General features: G+C 63.2%; 15 protein-coding genes. 6 read left to right on the forward strand and 9 right to left on the reverse strand.

Translation table 11 applies throughout. The annotated features are described in order from the left end of the window. Positions 1-225 precede the first annotated feature (225 nt). Positions 226-5,088, reverse strand: coding sequence for an NAD-glutamate dehydrogenase (locus NKG99_RS05710; protein ID WP_352865089.1), 4,863 nt, complete (start codon positions 5,086-5,088; stop codon positions 226-228). Between the two features lie 135 nt (positions 5,089-5,223). Between NKG99_RS05710 and NKG99_RS05715 the strand changes: the two genes are divergently transcribed. Together NKG99_RS05715 and NKG99_RS05720 are read left to right on the forward strand one after the other, a co-directional pair. After that, on the forward strand, positions 5,224-5,787 hold the full coding sequence (locus NKG99_RS05715) for a peroxidase-related enzyme (protein WP_352865092.1): 564 nt from the start codon (positions 5,224-5,226) through the stop codon (positions 5,785-5,787). 136 nt (positions 5,788-5,923) lie between these two features. Further along, positions 5,924-6,247, forward strand: a complete 324-nt coding sequence (locus NKG99_RS05720; RefSeq protein WP_352865095.1) for a YciI family protein — start codon at positions 5,924-5,926, stop codon at positions 6,245-6,247. A 4-nt stretch (positions 6,248-6,251) separates the two neighbouring features. Here NKG99_RS05720 and NKG99_RS05725 read toward each other — a convergent pair whose 3' ends face one another. After that, positions 6,252-6,866 (reverse strand): LysE family translocator, encoded by a 615-nt coding sequence (locus NKG99_RS05725; protein ID WP_352865097.1) that lies wholly within the window; start codon positions 6,864-6,866, stop codon positions 6,252-6,254. Positions 6,867-7,616: 750 nt separating this feature from the next. Here NKG99_RS05725 and NKG99_RS05730 point away from each other — a divergent pair. Beyond that, complete coding sequence (locus NKG99_RS05730; RefSeq protein ID WP_352865099.1) at positions 7,617-8,243, forward strand: DUF1062 domain-containing protein; 627 nt, start codon at positions 7,617-7,619, stop codon at positions 8,241-8,243. Positions 8,244-8,300: 57 nt separating this feature from the next. On the opposite strand, the gene typA is transcribed toward NKG99_RS05730, so the two are convergent. Beyond that, the gene (typA, locus tag NKG99_RS05735; protein WP_352865101.1) at positions 8,301-10,130 is read right to left on the reverse strand and encodes a translational GTPase TypA; all 1,830 of its coding nucleotides are present in this window, start codon (positions 10,128-10,130) and stop codon (positions 8,301-8,303) included. A 197-nt stretch (positions 10,131-10,327) separates the two neighbouring features. Between typA and NKG99_RS05740 the strand changes: the two genes are divergently transcribed. Beyond that, positions 10,328-10,609, forward strand: coding sequence for a hypothetical protein (locus NKG99_RS05740; RefSeq protein ID WP_352865104.1), 282 nt, complete (start codon positions 10,328-10,330; stop codon positions 10,607-10,609). A gap of 43 nt (positions 10,610-10,652) precedes the next feature. On the opposite strand, the gene NKG99_RS05745 is transcribed toward NKG99_RS05740, so the two are convergent. Together NKG99_RS05745 and NKG99_RS05750 are read right to left on the reverse strand one after the other, a co-directional pair. Then, positions 10,653-12,227, reverse strand: coding sequence for an alkaline phosphatase D family protein (locus NKG99_RS05745; protein WP_352865107.1), 1,575 nt, complete (start codon positions 12,225-12,227; stop codon positions 10,653-10,655). A 144-nt stretch (positions 12,228-12,371) separates the two neighbouring features. After that, positions 12,372-13,655 (reverse strand): MFS transporter, encoded by a 1,284-nt coding sequence (locus NKG99_RS05750; RefSeq protein ID WP_352865110.1) that lies wholly within the window; start codon positions 13,653-13,655, stop codon positions 12,372-12,374. 74 nt (positions 13,656-13,729) lie between these two features. On the opposite strand from NKG99_RS05750, the gene NKG99_RS05755 reads away from it, so the two are divergent. Together NKG99_RS05755 and NKG99_RS05760 are read left to right on the forward strand one after the other, a co-directional pair. After that, the gene (locus NKG99_RS05755; protein WP_352865112.1) at positions 13,730-14,347 is read left to right on the forward strand and encodes a TetR/AcrR family transcriptional regulator; all 618 of its coding nucleotides are present in this window, start codon (positions 13,730-13,732) and stop codon (positions 14,345-14,347) included. Between the two features lie 44 nt (positions 14,348-14,391). Continuing rightward, complete coding sequence (locus NKG99_RS05760) at positions 14,392-14,985, forward strand: hypothetical protein (RefSeq protein ID WP_352865114.1); 594 nt, start codon at positions 14,392-14,394, stop codon at positions 14,983-14,985. A 10-nt stretch (positions 14,986-14,995) separates the two neighbouring features. Here NKG99_RS05760 and ppa read toward each other — a convergent pair whose 3' ends face one another. The 4 genes from ppa to NKG99_RS05780 form a co-directional block, all read right to left on the reverse strand. Beyond that, positions 14,996-15,529: an inorganic diphosphatase gene (gene ppa, locus NKG99_RS05765; RefSeq protein WP_352865116.1), complete on the reverse strand. Its 534-nt coding sequence runs from the start codon at positions 15,527-15,529 to the stop codon at positions 14,996-14,998. A 112-nt stretch (positions 15,530-15,641) separates the two neighbouring features. Further along, entirely contained in the window at positions 15,642-16,148 is a 507-nt protein-coding gene (locus tag NKG99_RS05770; RefSeq protein WP_056586049.1) for a GNAT family N-acetyltransferase, read from the reverse strand. Positions 16,149-16,266: 118 nt separating this feature from the next. Continuing rightward, entirely contained in the window at positions 16,267-16,905 is a 639-nt protein-coding gene (locus tag NKG99_RS05775; RefSeq protein WP_352865118.1) for a TPM domain-containing protein, read from the reverse strand. Positions 16,906-16,913: 8 nt separating this feature from the next. After that, positions 16,914-17,509 (reverse strand): TPM domain-containing protein (locus tag NKG99_RS05780; protein WP_352865121.1); only part of this gene is annotated, 596 nt, incomplete at its 5' end.

Raw genomic sequence — 17,509 nt, forward strand, 5'->3', positions numbered from 1 at the left:
GGCGCCATGTCTGCATTTTTCCAGCATTCATGCAAATATCAAGCATTGCGCCGCCCTCATGGCTCTGTCGGGCATTTCTCCCGGTATAGCGACGGAGAGAAAGACGTCGTCATTGACGGTTTCGCCAATCATCGGCGTCGCGAGAAAGCCAGCATTGCGGCCGAATCCCTTCCCTCGTCGCTATGCGGGGAAAAGGTGGCGACAGCCGGGTGAAAACAAACCAACTCACATCCCCGTCAAGTCGCTCATCAACCCGGAAGCGACCGACAGCCGCGACACGGTGATGTCGCCGCCTTCGGTCAGCGCCTGCAGCCGCTCGCGGATGCGCGCCACCCGCTCGCCGCCAGCTTCCAGCCAGGCCGCCACCGGATCGGCCGTCTTGGCATGACCGGTGAGTGCCGCCACCGCGATGCCGCGCCGCGCGGCGCCGATCATGTCGGTGGCGCGCGAAAGCGCCAGCTGGTCGTAATAGTCCGACGGCGTGATCGAGCGTGCCGCGTCCTCGACACGCGGGATGCGGAAGGCATCGCTCACGGCGAAGAATGCTGTGGCCGCCGCGACGATGTCGGCGCCGGCGGTGCGCGCCGTCAGCGCGATGTCGGGGATGAGTTCCGCCACCTCGCTCAGCGCCAGCTGCTCGGCCAGCCGTTCCGGCGCGCCGCTCTTGAACAGCCCGTGCCGCTTCTCCTCGATCCGCTCGCGCGAGAAGGCCGGCAGCAGCGAAACGAGCCTAGGCTCCAGCGCCTTGCGGGCTTCCAGCAGTTCGGCGATGCGCTGGCCAAGGGCTGCCGTGCCGACATCGTTCTTCAGATACCAGCCGCTGGTCACATAGATCAGCCGGCTGACCATCTGATAGAGATCGAGCTGCACCTGGCCATCGATCTGGTTGTCGAGCGCGTCGATCTCGCGATAGAGCGCCGGCAAGGCAAAACCGTCGCGCACCACCGCGAAGGTCCGCACCACGTCGGCAGCGGTGCGCCCCGTGGCCTCCTGCAGCCGGTTGACGAAGGACGGGCCGCCGCGATTGACCAGATCGTTGGCGACGACGCGCGTAATGATCTCGCGGCGCAGCCGGTGGCCGTGGATTTCGGCGGCGTATTTCTTCGCCATCCGGTCGGGAAAATAACCCATCAGGTCGCGGTCGAAATGCGCGTCGTCCGGCACGTCGCTGGCGACGATGTCGGAAAACAGCACGATTTTGGCATAGGCGAGCAGCACACCGAGCTCGGCCCTGGTCAGCGGTTCGCCGCGCGCTTCGCGCTCGGCGAGTGCCGCCGGCGACGGCAGCGTCTCGACGGCGCGGTCGAGCAGGCCGCGCGCCTCCAGCGCCGTCATGAAACGGCTCTGATGCGCGATGTCGGCGAGGCCGCGCTTGCGGGCGATCGAAAGTGCCAGCGTCTGCTGGTAGTTGTTGGACAGGACGAGCGAGCCGACCTCGTCCGTCATCTCGGCCAGCAGCTTGTTGCGAGCAGGGCGCGTCAACGATCCCTTGCGCATGGCTGACGCCAGCGCGATCTTGATGTTGACCTCGACGTCGGAGCAGTTGACGCCGCCGGAATTGTCGATGGCGTCGGAATTGCAACGGCCTCCGTTCATGCCGAACTCGATGCGCGCCCGCTGGGTGACGCCGAGATTGGCACCCTCGCCGATCACCTTGGCGCGCACGTCCAGCGCGGTCACGCGGATGGCATCGTTGGCGCGGTCGCCGACCTCGGCATTGGTCTCGGTCGATGCTCGCAAATACGTGCCGATGCCGCCGAACCACAGAAGATCGACCGGCGCCTTCAGGATGGCGGTCATGATCTCGACCGGCGTGGCGGTCGTCTTGCCAAGGCCGATCGCTGCCGCCGCCGCAGCCGGCAGGGTGATCGACTTTTGGTTGCGCGAGACGACGATGCCGCCTTCCGACAGTTTGGTCTTGTCGTAGTCCTGCCAGCTCGAGCGGGGGAGAGCGAACATGCGCTCGCGTTCGGCCATCGACGCGGCCATATCCGGATCGGGATCTATGAAGATGTCGCGATGATCGAAGGCGGCGATCAGCCGGGTCTTCGGCGACAACAGCATGCCGTTGCCGAACACGTCGCCCGACATGTCGCCGACACCGACGACAGTGAAAGGCGAGGTCTGGATATCGCGGTTGATCTCTCGGAAATGCCGCTTGACGGCTTCCCATGCGCCCTTGGCGGTGATGCCCATCTTCTTGTGGTCGTAGCCGGCCGAGCCGCCGCTGGCGAAAGCGTCGTCGAGCCAGAAGCCGTGCTGCTCGCTGATGGCGTTGGCGATGTCGGAGAAGGTCGCCGTGCCCTTGTCGGCGGCAACGACGAAATACGGATCGTCCGGGTCGCGGCGCACGACGCCGGCCGGCGGGATGACACCCTCGAGGCCGATATTGTCGGTGATCGACAGCAGGCTGGAGACGAAGTTCTTGTAGGCCGAGGTGCCGGCCTCGAAGATCGCGTCACGGCCGGCGGTCATCGGCAGCTTCTTCGGGTAGAAGCCGCCTTTGGCGCCGACCGGCACGATGACGGCATTCTTGACCTGCTGCGCCTTGACCAGGCCGAGCACCTCGGTGCGATAGTCCTGGGCGCGGTCCGACCAGCGCAGGCCGCCGCGCGCCACCGGACCGAAGCGCAGATGCAGGCCCTCGACTTCAGAACCGTAGACGAAGATCTCCCGCCACGGCCGCGGCGCCGGCAAGCCTTCCACCGCATGCGAATCGAGCTTGATCGCCAGCGACTGGCCTTTCTCTTTCGTATCGGCAACGAAATGATTGGTGCGCAGCGAGGCTTCGATCAGATTGAGATAGCGCCGGATGATGGTGTCGTCGTCGATGTTGGGAACGTCTTCCAGCGCGTCCTTGATCTTTGCCTTGAGGTGCTTTGCCGCCACCACGCCTTCGGTCTCGGCTGTCGGGCCAAGCCTGGCGATGAACAGCGCATGCAGGCCGCGCGCGATATCGGGATAGCGATTGAGCGCGGCGGCGATGAAATCCTGGCTTTGCGGAATGCCAACCTGCTGCAGATAGCGGCCATAGGCGCGCAGGACGGTGATCTCGCCCGACCACAGGCCCGCGGTCTGGGCAAGGCCATTGTAGCCGTCATTGTCGACGTCGCCGCGCCAGACGGACAAGAACGCGTCCTCGAACAGCGCCCCGCCATCGGTCAGATCGATTGGCTTGCCGTAGCTGTTCTCCAGCTCCATGTCGTGGATGAAGACCCGGCCTGGCTGATCACTACTGATCATGCCGGGCTGATCACTATTGATCATGCCGGGCTGACCGCTACTGATCTGGCCGGACTGGCCGTCACCGACTTCGAAGGTGCGTTCGCTGATGACGCGGAAGCCGATGTTTTCCAGCACCGGCACGCGCCGCGACAGCGCCACCGGGCTGCCGTGGTGATAGATCTTCAGCGCTGCCTGGTGCGGCTTCTGCTCGCCATGGCGATAATAGTTGATGGCGATCGGATTGCCGGCGCTGATTTTGGCAATGCGCCCGGCATCGGCCAGCGCTACCGCCGCGCTAAACGAATCGCGGTAGCTTTCCGGCAGCCGCGCGGCGATGCTCTTCAACATCTGGTCGGCGCCATTGGCCTCCGCCGCATCTGAAAGCGCATCTTCCCAGGTACGCACGATGTCGCGGATCGCGGCTTCGATCGTCGCTTGCTCGACCTTCGGCGTCTTGCCGCCGGAACGGCCGATGATGAAGTGCACGCGCGCCAGCCCGCCTTCGGGGAATGCCGGGTAGTAGGCCGACAGCCGGCCCTCGAACACGGTTTTCAGATAGAGGCCGATCTTCTCGCGCACCACGCTGTCGTAACGGTCGCGCGGCACGAAGACGAGGATCGAGACGAAGCGGTCGAACTGGTCGGCGCGCACCAGCGCCCGGACCCGCGGCCGCTCGACCAGACCGAGAATGGCGGCGGCGTGCTTCCTCAGGATCGGCACCGGCACCTGGAACAATTCGTCGCGCGGATAGCTCTCCAAAACGTTGATCAGCGCCTTGCCGGAGTGGTCGTGCCGGTCGAAGCCGGACTTGGCGATGATGGTTTCGGCCTTTGACCGGAGATAAGGGATCTTCATCACCGAGCGCGTGTAGGCGGTCGAGGTGAACAGGCCGACCATGCGCAATTCGCCCGCCAGCGTGCCTTTGGCGGTGTAGGTCTTGACGCCGATGTAATCGAGATAGATGCGGCGATGCACGGAAGACTTGGCATTGGCCTTGGTGACGATCAGCGGCTCCGGCCCATGCAGGAAGGCGCGGATCTCCGGCGTTGTCGTCACCGCTTCGGTGCCGCGCCTGAGCACCAGCACATCGGGATCAGCGAGGATGCCGAGGCCGGCCTTGTCGGCGCGCTCCAGTGTGCCGCTCTCCTCGCCGCCGGTGTATTTGAACTCGCGCATGCCGAGGAAGGTGAAATTGTCGTCGCGCAGCCACTCGAGGAAAGCGATCGCCTCGGCAACGCTTTTCTTGTCGAGCGGCACCGCCGAATAGCGGAATTCGGAAATCGCCTGATCGAGGCGGGCCAGCATCGGTCTCCAGTCGTGGACGGCGGCATGAACCTGGCGGAGCGTCTTGCGCAACCGCTCGGTCAATCCGCTCGCCTGCTCCGCGGTCAGCCGCGGTATGTGGACATGGATGACGCTCAGCCGGTCGTGGCTGCCGTCATCCTTGGCGAAATTGCCGTCGCCGAGGATCTCTTCCACACCGCCTTTGCCGTGACGAACCACGATGACCGGATGGGTGACCAGCATCGGCTCGCCTGACGTCTCGGTGATTTCGCCAAGGATGGAATCGAACAGGAACGGCATGTTGTCGTTGACGACCGTGATGACCGTCACCGGGCGGCCGTCTCGGACAACGCCGGAATCGGCGTCGACGGCGACGACGCACTCGCCTTTCTTGTGAACGGCGATTGCCTGGCCGGCGAGATCGGCGGCGCGTTCGAGATCGGCCATTTCATAGGCGGCGAGATCTTCAGCCGGCGCGCGGGCGAGCAGATAGTCGGCGAGCCTGGCTGGCCTTTCCTCCGCTTTTGTCGCTGCCGTGGTTTTTTTCTTCGGCTTGCTCGCGGATTTCACGCTGGCCATGAGGCACTTCCCTCCCGTCAATGCTTTTACGACTATGGTAGCAGATGACCGCTGTTTGGCGACAAAGGTTTGACGGCTTGCAAAGAAATATCGGAATTCCGCAACAAGACGCCGTCCAACGAGGAGAAATGACCCATGACTGGCAAAATCACCGCGCTTGACCTTGCCTCGGGAGATCTGAGCGAGGCGACAAAGACCTATTTCGCCAAATGCGAGGAGAAGCTCGGCCTCGTCCCCAACGTGCTGCGCGCCTACGCCTTCGATGACAAGAAGCTGCGTGCTTTCACCGACATGTACAACGATTTGATGCTCGGAGAATCCGGCCTGTCGAAGCTGGAGCGGGAGATGATCGCGGTCGCCGTCTCTTCGATAAATCATTGCTACTATTGCCTGACCGCCCATGGCGCGGCGGTACGCCAGTTGTCCGGCGACCCGGCGCTCGGCGAAATGATGGTGATGAATTTCCGCGCCGCCGATCTTTCGCCCAAGCAGACCGCAATGCTCGAATTCGCCGTCAAGTTGACCGAGGAGCCGGCGAAGATTGTCGAGGCCGATCGGGCAGCACTTCGCAAGGCCGGCTTCACCGATCGCGACATCTGGGACATCGCCTCGACCGCGGCCTTCTTCAACATGTCGAACCGGGTGGCCGCGGCGATCGATATGCGGCCAAACGACGAATATCACGCTATGGCGCGGTGAGGCTGGCGGCTGCAACCCGACTGGGCCTTATATTAGCTGTCTCGCATTCTCATTGCTTGTTTGCCGGTTTGGTCCGATGATCGGCAGGCGGCATGACCGCATGCCGGTTCGATGCCGCTCACCAAGGGAGGAGAACATGGCGAAGTATCTCTACGTCTATCATGGCTCGGGCAAGATGCCGACCGACGAGGCCGAGCGGAAAGCGGCAATGGACGCCTGGAACGGCTGGTATGGCAAGCTCGGCTCGGCCGTGGTCGACGGCGGCAATCCGGTCGGCATGTCGAAGATGGTGCTACCCGGCGGCAAGGTCGAGAACAATGGCGGCAGCAATCCGACTGCCGGCTACACGATCGTCGAAGCGAAAGATATCGACGATGCCGTAGCCAAGGCCAAGGATTGCCCGATCCTGATGGACCCGGGTTTCAGCGTCGAGATCGCGCCCATCATTGAGATGATGTGACGGGTTATGACCGCGCCGCGATCGCCGCGGCCGCGCCGGCCATCGTCGTGGCGCTGATGCGGTTGGCGATCTTCATGGCGCGCTTGCTCTTCAGGAGCTTGCGCGCCTGTGATGCGGCGAGCACCCAGGCCAGATCGATGGCGACAAGCACCACGGCCATGGTCGCCGTCAACTCGACCCAGCCGACGATGCTGACCGAAGCGAGGTCGATGATGGTCGGCAGCAGCGCCAGATAGAACATCATGATCTTGGGATTGCCGAGCGTTACCGCCATGCCGGCGAAGAACAGCTTTGCCGGAGAATCCTCGCGCGGCATCTCGCCCTCTTTCGCGTCGACAGGTGCGGTCCACATCTTCCAGGCAAGGTAGGCGAGGTAGGCGACGCCGACCCATTTCACGACGACAAAGGCGAAATGGAAGGTCTGCGCCACCACGGCCAGCCCGAATACCGCCAGCGACAGCCAGATGCCCTCGCCGATCCACATGGCAAGCAGGAACGGGAACACGTCGCGGAAGCCTTTCGAAATGACGCGCGCGACGAGCGCCGCGATCGATGGACCGGGCGAGCCGGCGGCAACGAACAAGGCGGCGGCGAAGATCAGGAGCGATGTGAGGTGCATGGCCAGGGCCTTCAACGTTAGAGAGCGAAGGATAGCCGATCGACGGCGATTTGGCAGCGAAATTTCGCCTCTGAAGAGGCGTTTGCGCCGCCCCTCATCTGCCTGCCGGCATCTTCTCCCCGTATAGTGACGGGGAGAAGGGGGCTGGCCGCAACCTTGGCATCTTTTCCGCAACGTTGGAGATTGGCGAAATCCTTTGCGAAGCCGTCCTTCTCCCCGTCACTATACCTATGGCATTCACACACTAGCGCCGCCAAGGGATCATGACGACATCGCCCTCACTTAAGTCTTTGATTTCACGTTTCTTTAGCCGCCGCAGAAAGATGTGTGAATCCAATAGGTCACTATACGGGGAGAAGTGCCCGGCAGGGCGATGAGGGGCGGCGCCGACATCAGCAACTGTGCGACTCTTGTTATGCATCAACTGCCGAACCCCTTGCCCGGCCTGCATCTCGCGGCTAGAAGTGCTGCCGCGAAACAATTTTGAGCTTCACTTTGCCTACGTAACCGCCGGTCTCGTCAACTCCCCCGACACACTGCATGACGCCGCATTCGCGGTGTCTGTTTTCATTTTCATGTGTTCCTCTGGGCGGCGGTTCGAGACCGGTTTGGCACTGCTGAACCGCGTCGCGCGGCTTTTGCCCGTGACACCCGATTTCCAAAAACCGCAGCCTATCGCCACGCCGTGCCCGCATGGGCATCTCGACATCGCCGGCCTGATGAACTTCCCGACGGGAAGGGCTTATCGGCATGTCCGGCACTCTGCGCATCCACTGGGCTATCGCGCCCAAAATCGCACCGCGACCGCTCATCAACTGCAATCGCTGCGGCACTGTGAAAGCCTATTGCAGCAGCGGGAAATTCCGCGTCAACGCCAACGGCAAGCGCATCGATGTCTGGCTGATCTACCGCTGCATCGACTGCGACAATTCCTGGAATTTCGGCATTTTCGAGCGCTGTAACCGCCGCGACATCGAGCCTGCTTGGCTGCGGGCGCTCGAAAGCAACGATCCGGGACTGGCCCGCCGCCATGCCTTCGATGTCGTCGCGCTGCGAAACCGGATCGGGCGCCTCGAGGAATTTCCCGATGTCGCCGTTCACAAGCGCAGGCTTGGCGGCGCAAGGGAGACGGCAACCGCGCTGGAGCTCCAGCTTGGCCTCGAAATACCGACGTCGCTGCGACTCGATCGGCTGCTCGCCGGCGAACTCGGCATCTCGCGATCACGGCTTCAAGCGCTGGAAGAGCGACGATTGCTGGTCGTTCATCCCGACGGTGCCAAAGCCTTGCGCAAGCCGGCCCGCCAGGGAATGACCATCCGCATGGATCTGGCCGGTGAAGTAGACCAGGACGACATTATGTCGGCTGCCGGTGGATGAACGAAAGAGGGGGCGGAGCATTGGTTTGCTCCGCCCCCTCTTTGGAAATAAAGAAGCTTATGCCGCGCCGACCGCCTTGGCCGACTTCTCGAAGCGCTTGCGCTCGTTCGGGTCGAGATAGAGCTTGCGCAGCCGGATCGTCTTCGGCGTCACTTCGACCAGTTCGTCGTCCTGGATCCAGGCCAAGGCCTTCTCCAGCGTCATGCGGATCGGCGGGGTCAGCTTCACCGCCTCGTCCTTGCCGGCGGCGCGGATGTTGGTCAGCTTCTTGCCCTTGAGCACGTTCACTTCGAGATCGTTGTCGCGGCTGTGGATGCCGATGATCATGCCCTGATAGACCTTGACGCCCGGGTCGATGACCATCGGGCCGCGGTCTTCCAGGTTCCACATGGCGTAGGCCACCGCCTCGCCCTGCTCGTTGGAGATCAGCACACCGTTGGTGCGGCCAGGCAATTCGCCCTTGTAGGGCTCATAGGCATGGAACAGCCGGTTCATCACGGCGGTGCCGCGCGTGTCGGTCAACAGTTCCGACTGGTAGCCGATCAGGCCGCGCGTCGGCGCGTGGAAGACGATGCGCTGGCGGTTGCCGCCGGACGGACGCAGTTCGACCATCTCTGCCTTGCGCTCCGACATCTTCTGCACGACGATGCCGGCATGCTCCTCGTCGACGTCGATGACGACTTCCTCGACCGGCTCGAGAAGCTCGCCATTTTCGCCCTTCTGCATGACGACGCGCGGACGCGACACGGCGATTTCAAAGCCTTCGCGGCGCATCGTCTCGATCAGCACGGCCAGCTGCAATTCGCCGCGGCCGGAGACGAAGAACGAATCCTTGTCGGGCGATTCCTCGATCTTCAGCGCGACATTGCCTTCGGCCTCGCGCAGCAGGCGGTCGCGGATGACGCGGCTGGTCACCTTGTCGCCTTCGGTGCCGGCCAGCGGACTGTCATTGACGAGGAAGGACATGGTCACGGTCGGCGGATCGATCGGCTGCGCATGCAGCGGCTCGCTCACCGCCGGATCGCAGAACGTGTCGGCGACGGTGCCTTTCGACAGGCCGGCAATGGCGACGATATCGCCCGCCTGGGCTTCTTCGATCGGCTGGCGCTCAAGGCCGCGGAAAGCGAGGATCTTGGAGATACGGCCGGTTTCGACCAGCGTGCCGTCATGGTGCAGCACCTTGACCGGCTGGTTGGACTTCAACGTGCCTGATTCGATGCGGCCGGTGATGATGCGGCCGAGGAACGGATTGGCTTCCAGGATGGTGCCGATCATGCGGAACGGGCCGGGATGCACGGTCGGCGCCGGCACATGCTTGATGACGAGGTCGAACAGCGGCGCCAGCTGCTGGTCCTTCGGTCCTTCCGGGTTTTCCGAAACCCAGCCGTCACGGCCCGAACCGTACAGAATCGGGAAGTCGAGCTGCTCGTCGGTGGCGTCGAGCGCTGCGAACAGGTCGAACACCTCGTTGACCACTTCGACATGGCGGGCGTCCGGACGGTCGATCTTGTTGATGACGACGATCGGCTTCAGGCCGACCTTGAGCGCCTTGCCGACGACGAATTTGGTCTGCGGCATCGGCCCTTCGGCCGCGTCGACCAGCACGATGGCTGAGTCCACCATCGACAGGATGCGTTCGACCTCGCCGCCAAAATCGGCGTGGCCGGGGGTGTCGACGATGTTGATGCGGGTGTCCTTCCAATCGACCGAGGTCGCCTTGGCCAGGATGGTGATGCCGCGTTCCTTTTCGAGGTCGTTGGAATCCATGGCGCGTTCGGCGACACGCTGGTTGTCCCGGAAGGAGCCGGATTGGCGGAGCAATTGGTCGACGAGGGTGGTTTTTCCATGGTCGACGTGCGCGATGATCGCGATATTACGGATTTTCATGTTCTGGTCTCGGAAGCGTTGCAGGCAGCAGGCCAAAAGGCGCTGCCTCTTTCGGTTGCGCGGCTCATACAGGGTTTTTCGCAGTTGCGAAAGAGGAGGCGCGCCACCAAATACTCATCAAATCTTAAGCATCCGCGTGTGAGATGATTTTGTTAACCAAGGCGGGAACCTTTCCGGGTCCGGGCAGTTCGAAAATCATGACCGATAAACTCAACCGATTTTGGCCACTCATCGCGTCCGCGGCCTTTGCAATCCTGCTGGCCGCCAACGCCGCGCAGTCGGCCGCGACGCTGCGCGAGACGCGCCCCGTCGCGCAGTCCGGCACGCAGACAGCCGAGCAGGTCTTCGCCGACGCACCCGACGGTGTCGACCCGATGGTGACCGGCCCGGTCAGCGCCTCCTTCAAGCATAGGCAGGATACCGCCAACTGCGACAGCGCCGTCTGGCCGAACATTCCAATGGTCTGCTACCCAGACTAAGACGTGGCGGGCGTCCGGGACGCTTTTCCAACAGACCGCGCGCTTACGCCGACCGCACCGGGTCGAGCGTCACCTTGTAGAGTTCGTTGTCGTCGCGATCCATCAGCCGCACCGTCATCTGCTCGCTGGCGCCTGAAATATCGACTAGCCCGAAGAATTGCAGGCCCGCCGATGGCGGCAGGTTCTGACCCTGTTCGGCGGTCGGCGCCTTGATGAACTTCAGCTCCGGCCCGAATGTCATGTCAAAATCATTGGGGCCGAACGTGCCGGCATGGATCGGGCCCGAGACGAATTCCCAGAACGGATTGAAATCCTGGAACCGCGCCTTGTCCGGGTTGTAGTGGTGGGCGGCCGTGTAATGCACGTCGGCGGTCAGCCAGACTGTGTTGCTGATGCCGGCGTTCTTGATGAAGCGCAGCAGGTCGGCGATCTCGAGCTCGCGTCCCTTTGGCAAGCCACTATCGCCATTGCTGACCGCTTCGGCACCGACTTTCTTGGCGCCGTCGTCCCAGACGACGAGGCCGAGCGGCATGTCGGCGGCAATGATTTTCCAGGTCGCCTTCGAATTCGCCAGTTCGCGCTTCAGCCATTTCGTCTGCTGTTCGCCCAGTATGCGCGATTGCGGTGTCATCTCATCTTGCATGTCCGGACCGTTGGGGCCGCGATAGGACCGCATGTCGAGGAAGAACACGTCGAGCAGCGGCCCGTAAGCGATTTTGCGATAGACGCGGCCGGGCTCGGACGGCTCGTAGCGGATCGTCGTCATCTCGTGGAAGGCGCGCGCCGCACGGGCCGCCAGCACGTGGATGGACTTCTCCGTGTAGCGATTGTCGGCGCTGAGGTCCTTCGAGTCCGACCAGTTGTTCAGAACTTCGTGGTCGTCCCACTGGTAGAAGGTCGGGCAGATGGCGCTCAGGCCGAGCACGTTCCTGTCCATCATGTTGTATTTCCATTGGTCCCGGTATTCGTCCAGCGTCTCGGCGACCTTGCGCTTGCCGTCGATCAGCACGGCGTTCTTCCACTTGCCGCCGCCGGGCAGGTCGACCTCGTCCTTCATGGCGCCGTCGGCATAGATGGTGTCGCCCGAATGCAGGAAGAAATCGGGCGTGTGCCTGCCGATCGTGGCGTAGGTCTTCATGCCGGTCTCGTCGATGCCCCAGCCCTGGCCGGCTGTGTCGCCCGACCAGGCAAAGCGGATGTCGCGCTTCGACGCCGGCGCCGTCCTGAAGCGACCTGTGATCGGCTCGGAAACGGCGTTGATGTCGGCTAGATCGGCTGACGTCATGCGGTAGAAGATGTCCTGATCGGAAGCGAGGTCGGTGAGAAGCCGCTTGACCGTATAGTCGCTGGCCGGTGATGTATCGAGCGGTGCCAGGCGCGTCGCATTGGCGAAACTCTCCGTCGACGACACCTCGAACATGACGCGCGACGGGCGGTCGGTGCGCGTCCACACCATGCCGCTGATGGCGTCGACATCGCCCGACTGGACGCCATGGGTGAAGGCCGGCCGCTGATTGGCACGCGAATAGTATGGCAGCGCCAGGCTCGAGACCCCGGCCAGGCCAATGGCGCTGGCGGACGTGACGAAGGCGCGGCGGGTCATCGAAAGCTTGTTCATGGCTGTTTCCTGGATGGCTTGAACGGTGCCACCAAGGTCCAGCGTCAATGTTTCAGGCGCATCTCGGGACGATGAAGTTTTGGTAACAACCACATCTTCCCTTCTCCCCTTGTGGGACCCACAAGGGGAGAAGGGAAGAGCAGCTCAAGCCGCTTGCGGCTCCGGATCAAACGCCGGGCGATTTGTATTGATCAGCAGCGAGATACAGGCGGCGGCAATCGCCGTCATGCCGGCAATCAGGAAGGCCAGTTCGTAATTGCCTTGCAATTCGCGCATGGTGCCGCCGAAAGCCGCCGCGGTCGCCGCACCGATCTGGTGGCCGGCGACGATCCAGCCGAACACGATCGGTCCGCTGCGATCGCCGAACGCCTCGTTGGCGAGCCTTAGCGTCGGCGGCACAGTGGCGATCCAGTCGAGGCCGTAGAGCACGGCGAAGATGATCAGGCTGGTCGCCGAGAAGCCGGAATAGGGCAGGTAGATCAGCGACAGGCCACGAATGCCGTAATAGACGCCAAGCAGCTTGCGCGGATCGTAGCGGTCGGTGAGCCAGCCCGACAGCGTCGTGCCGATCAGGTCGAAAATGCCCATCATCGACAGCAGGCCGGCGGCCTGCACCTCGCCGATGCCCATGTCGCCGCAGAAGGCGATCAGATGCGTGCCGACCAGCCCGTTGGTGGTGAAGCCGCAGACGAAGAAGGTGGCGAACAGATACCAGAACACCCGCGTGCCGGCGGCGCGGCGCAGCGTCGAGAACGTATGCGCGAGGAAATTGCCCTGTGACGCGGGCGGAGCCGGCGGCAGGTCGTCGGCATCGGCGCCGTAGCGCACCATGCCGATCGAGGCCGGCCGCTCCGGCACCAGCAGCCAGACCAGCGGTATCAGGGCCGCGGTGGCGATCGCCACCGCAATGACGACCGGCTGCCAGCCGCCCGACTGCGCCAACGCGGCGATCAGCGGCAGGAACACCAGCATGCCCGATGCGCTGGAGGCCGACATCAATCCCATGACAAGGCCGCGATTGGTCTTGAACCAGCGATTGACGATGGTGGCGCCGAGCACGCTGGCGACAGCGCCGGAACCGATGCCCGAGAACACGCCCCAGGTGATGAACAGATGCCAGGGCTTGGTCATCAGCAGGCTGAGGGCGGTAGAGCCCGACATCACCATAAGCGAGGCGAGCAGCGTGCGCCGTAGACCGATGCGCTCCATCAGCGCCGCGGCGAATGGACCGGTGAGACCGTAAAGCAGGATGCCGACACCAGCGGCCAGCGAGATGACGTCGCGCCGCCAGCCAAAGCTATTCTCCAGCGGCAGCATCATGACGGCGGGTGCGGACCGCAGGCCGGCCGCGACCAGCAGGCAGAGAAAGATGATGCCGACCACGACGAAGGCGTAGCGCTGGCCAAAGGGACGAGATTGAGTTATCATGTTACTGACCGGTACGTTACAGGGTGCGGACAGGTATACGTACCGATCGGTAACATTGTCAATCGAGTCACACGATGCCAACGGACAAAAATATTGATCTGACCATCAGCGACGGTCATGCATCGGCGCCGCCGAAAGCCGCCAAGAAGATACTCGATGTGGCCTATGATCTGTTCTACCGGCGCGGCATCAGGGCGATCGGCGTCGACGAGATCGTCAAACGCGCCGGCGTCACCAAGCCCAGCCTCTATCGCAGCTTTCCGTCCAAGGATGAGTTGGCCGCTTCCTATCTCAGGCAATACGATCTTGAATACTGGGAGCGTTTCGACGAGGCGGTCGCCGCTCATCCCGGCGACCCGCGCGCGCAGCTCAAGGCCTTCCTGACCCGCATCGGCAAGCGCACGCAAGTGGCGGACTATCGCGGCTGCGGCATGACCAATGCGGCGGTCGAATATCCCGACCACAGCCATCCGGCCCGCGTGGTCAGCGAGGCCAACAAGCAGGAATTGCGCCGCCGCCTACGCGCCATGGCGGTTGCGATGGGCGCGCAAGACCCTGACACGCTGGGCGACGGCCTGCTGCTCCTGATCGAAGGCGCCTATATCAGCGGCCAGTTGTTCGGGCTCGGCGGCCCGGCCCAGTCGGTCGCCCGCAACGCCGATCTGCTGATTGAAGCCAGCTTGAAGAAATAGCATTTGGCGCTACGCTGCGATGCCCTGCAACGGAGATGTCCGCGATGCGTAGCCTGCTGATTTCGCTCACCCTCGCCGGCTTCTGCCAGGCCGCACACGCCGATGGCATTGCAAGCGCCTACACCGATCTCGACTCGAAGAAGGATTGCGTGACCTACGCGCAGGCCGAGGAAGGCGACGGCGACTGGGCCCAACTCGCCTGTTCGGGTTTTCGCGGTTATCCCGTGCTGATCGCCTACGACGATGCTCGTGAATCGCTGTTCTACGGTTTTCCGCCCGGCGGCGACATGACAACGGTCTGGGAGAGCTTTTCCGGTTTCAATTCATCCGGAGCCAAGATCGAATGGCGCATCGAGACCAAGGGCGAGACTGCGGTGCCCTTTGCCGTCATCCATCGCCGCTCGATCAGCAACGCGGATGACGAAAAAAAACCGACCGAGGTACTGCTCGTCGCCAAGGTCGGCCAGATGGGGGCCCGCGACGGCTGCACCGTCGGCCTGGTGCTTGCCACCGGCAATCCAGGCGCCAACGATCAGGCGCGCAAGCTTGCCGACGACAAGGCGCGAACCTTCGCCTGCGGCAAGGACAGGCACACCGTCATCGGCAACGTGCCGGCTTTCGGCCGGGTGGATAACTGAGCACGGCGGGCTACTTGCCCGCCTTGGCCCGCTCGATCGCGTCGACGATCATCTTCTTGGCATATTTGGAATCGTGCCAGCCTTCGATCTTGACCCATTTGCCGGGCTCGAGATCCTTGTAGTGCTCGAAGAAGTGCTGCACCTGCTGGCGCGTGATGTCGGGCAGCTGGGTGTATTCGGTGACGTTCTCGTAGCGCAGCGTCAGCTTCGGCGACGGCACGGCGATGATCTTCTCGTCCTGGCCGGCATTGTCTTCCATGATCAGCACGCCGATCGGCCGCACGTTGATGACGCAGCCCGGCACCAGCGCGCGTGTGTTGCAGACCAGCACGTCGATCGGATCGCCGTCGCCCGACAGCGTGTGCGGCACGAAGCCGTAATTGCCGGGGTAGCGCATCGAGGTGTGCAGGAAGCGGTCGACGAACAGCGTGCCGGCCTCCTTGTCCATCTCATACTTGATCGGCTCGCCGCCGATCGGCACCTCGATGATGACGTTGACGTCCTCAGGCGGATTCTTTCCACTGGCTATGGCTTCAATGCGCATGGCTTTGTCCCTCTTTTGATGAGAGATCGATAGCGGGCGGCGCGCCATGGTGCAATGCGGCGAATGGTGCTGGGTACGATCGGAAGACGCGGGCGGCCGAAAAGCCGGGCTGTCATTCCCAGACGAAAGCGACCTTCTTCAGCGCTTTCTGCTCGAAGATCTCGACGCCCTCGGCGACATCGCGGCCGCCGGCGCCGGCATAGAAGGCAAGCGCGTTCTGGTTGTCTTCCAGCGCCCAAACCACCATGCCTTTCAGCCCATGATCGGCCAGACGCGCCCTGGCCGCCGCGAACAGCCGGCTGCCAAGCCCGATGCCCTGATATTCCGGGCGCAGGTACAATTCGTAGATTTCGCCCTGCTGGCGCAGTTCGCGGGCCCGGTTCTTGCCGATCGTCGCATAGCCGGCGATCTTGCCGCCGATTTCGACCACCAGAACGGTGGCGGCGCGGCGAATCGCATTCGCCCACCAGTCGGCGCCGCGGCGGTTGATCATCGATGTCAGGGTGCGGTGCGGAATAATGCCGGAATAGGCGCCGCGCCAGGCCTCCAGATGCACCTCGGCGATGGCGCTGGCATCGCGCGGGTCGGCCTTCCTGATGTCGATGGTCAGCGTATTCATGATTTGTTAACCATAAACCCGCATCGCCCGATTGCAAGAGTCCGGGCGGCCCGCCGCCGGCTTTCTCACAGGCGATCGTCGCATCAGCGAGGTGCCTTCGAAGTCCCTCTGGAAGAACTCAGATTTCGACCAGATGGTCGTCCAGTTCGTTGCTGTCACCCACCGTGACCGGGAAATGCTCGGCCAGCACCGCCCCCACCCTCTCGATCACCTTGACGAAGCCGTCGGCAAGCCGGTCGTCGCCGGCATGCGCCGTAAGGTCGCGCACAACGCCATCCCAGACATGCTGGCCGACCTTGGCGTCGATGCCCGAGTCGGCGACCACTTCGGCATAGCGCTCGGCGATGGAGACGAAGACCAGAACCCCGGTGCGCGCCGTGGTGCGGTGGACGTTGCGGGCGAGGAACTGCTTGATCGCGTTGGCATGCGCCGCCTGATAGCGCAGCCGCCTCGGCACCAGATGGATGCGCAGGCCGGGCAGCGCCCACAACAAGGCCAGCACACAGGCCAGCGCCAGGAGCTGGGCGAGGACGAAATGCGGCAGCCGGATCGACAGCCACCAGGCTTCCAGCCCATAGCCGACGGCCAGGCTGACGATCAGCATGCCCACGGTCGCCATGAAGGCGGCCGGGAAGAAATAGCCGTCGCTGGCATGCGCCACGACGCAGTAGATTTCGCCGTCGGTTTTCGATTCGGCGGCGCGGATCGCGGTCGCGATGCGCTCATGATCCTGCGGGCTGATTGGTCGTGTTGCCATGATCTGTCTCACCAGCTTCCTGAAGAACCGCCACCACCGGATGAGCCGCCGCCGCCGGAAAACCCGCCACTGCTGCTTGACCCCGAAGACCAGCCACTGCTCGAACTTCCCGACGACCAGCCGCTGCCCGACGACGAACCCGTTGTCCAGCCGCTGCGGCCCGAGGACCCGCTCGGTCCGCGACCGTAACGAAACGTCATGCCCAGCCATTTGTACACGCCCGGCGACAGCTTTGTGCCGAACATCGGCGGCAGGAACGCCATCGCCAGCCCACCGAAGAACATCGTCGCCCACAGGATCAGGAACACCGCCACGATGGGATCGATGGAAGTGCTGTTATCGGCGGGATTGCGCTTGCCGCGCGCTTCCAGTTCTTCCGGATTGCCTTCCAGCACCATCACCATGTCGTCGACGGCCTTTTCTATGCCGCCGGAGAAATCGCCGGCGCGGAAGGCCGGCACCATGTCGTTTTCGATGATCAGCTTGGTGTGCAGGTCGGTCAGCGTGCCTTCCAGGCCATAGCCGACCTCGATGCGCATCTTGCGGTCGTTCGGCGCCACCAGCAGCAGGACGCCGTTGTTTTCCTTCGCCTGGCCGAGTTTCC

The organism is Mesorhizobium sp. M1409, assembly GCF_040317535.1.
Taxonomy (GTDB): domain Bacteria; phylum Pseudomonadota; class Alphaproteobacteria; order Rhizobiales; family Rhizobiaceae; genus Mesorhizobium.

What these genes read in the sequence shown, in the direction of transcription:
- typA (WP_352865101.1), bottom strand. Translation starts at nt 10,130, where the DNA reads ATGAAAATCCGTAATATCGCGATCATCGCGCACGTCGACCATGGAAAA.
- NKG99_RS05740 (WP_352865104.1), top strand. Translation starts at nt 10,328, where the DNA reads ATGACCGATAAACTCAACCGATTTTGGCCACTCATCGCGTCCGCGGCC.
- NKG99_RS05750 (WP_352865110.1), bottom strand. Translation starts at nt 13,655, where the DNA reads ATGATAACTCAATCTCGTCCCTTTGGCCAGCGCTACGCCTTCGTCGTG.
- NKG99_RS05760 (WP_352865114.1), top strand. Translation starts at nt 14,392, where the DNA reads ATGCGTAGCCTGCTGATTTCGCTCACCCTCGCCGGCTTCTGCCAGGCC.
- NKG99_RS05745 (WP_352865107.1), bottom strand. Translation starts at nt 12,227, where the DNA reads ATGAACAAGCTTTCGATGACCCGCCGCGCCTTCGTCACGTCCGCCAGC.
- NKG99_RS05730 (WP_352865099.1), top strand. Translation starts at nt 7,617, where the DNA reads ATGTCCGGCACTCTGCGCATCCACTGGGCTATCGCGCCCAAAATCGCA.
- NKG99_RS05710 (WP_352865089.1), bottom strand. Translation starts at nt 5,088, where the DNA reads ATGGCCAGCGTGAAATCCGCGAGCAAGCCGAAGAAAAAAACCACGGCA.
- NKG99_RS05775 (WP_352865118.1), bottom strand. Translation starts at nt 16,905, where the DNA reads ATGGCAACACGACCAATCAGCCCGCAGGATCATGAGCGCATCGCGACC.
- NKG99_RS05715 (WP_352865092.1), top strand. Translation starts at nt 5,224, where the DNA reads ATGACTGGCAAAATCACCGCGCTTGACCTTGCCTCGGGAGATCTGAGC.
- NKG99_RS05720 (WP_352865095.1), top strand. Translation starts at nt 5,924, where the DNA reads ATGGCGAAGTATCTCTACGTCTATCATGGCTCGGGCAAGATGCCGACC.
- NKG99_RS05770 (WP_056586049.1), bottom strand. Translation starts at nt 16,148, where the DNA reads ATGAATACGCTGACCATCGACATCAGGAAGGCCGACCCGCGCGATGCC.
- NKG99_RS05755 (WP_352865112.1), top strand. Translation starts at nt 13,730, where the DNA reads ATGCCAACGGACAAAAATATTGATCTGACCATCAGCGACGGTCATGCA.
- ppa (WP_352865116.1), bottom strand. Translation starts at nt 15,529, where the DNA reads ATGCGCATTGAAGCCATAGCCAGTGGAAAGAATCCGCCTGAGGACGTC.
- NKG99_RS05725 (WP_352865097.1), bottom strand. Translation starts at nt 6,866, where the DNA reads ATGCACCTCACATCGCTCCTGATCTTCGCCGCCGCCTTGTTCGTTGCC.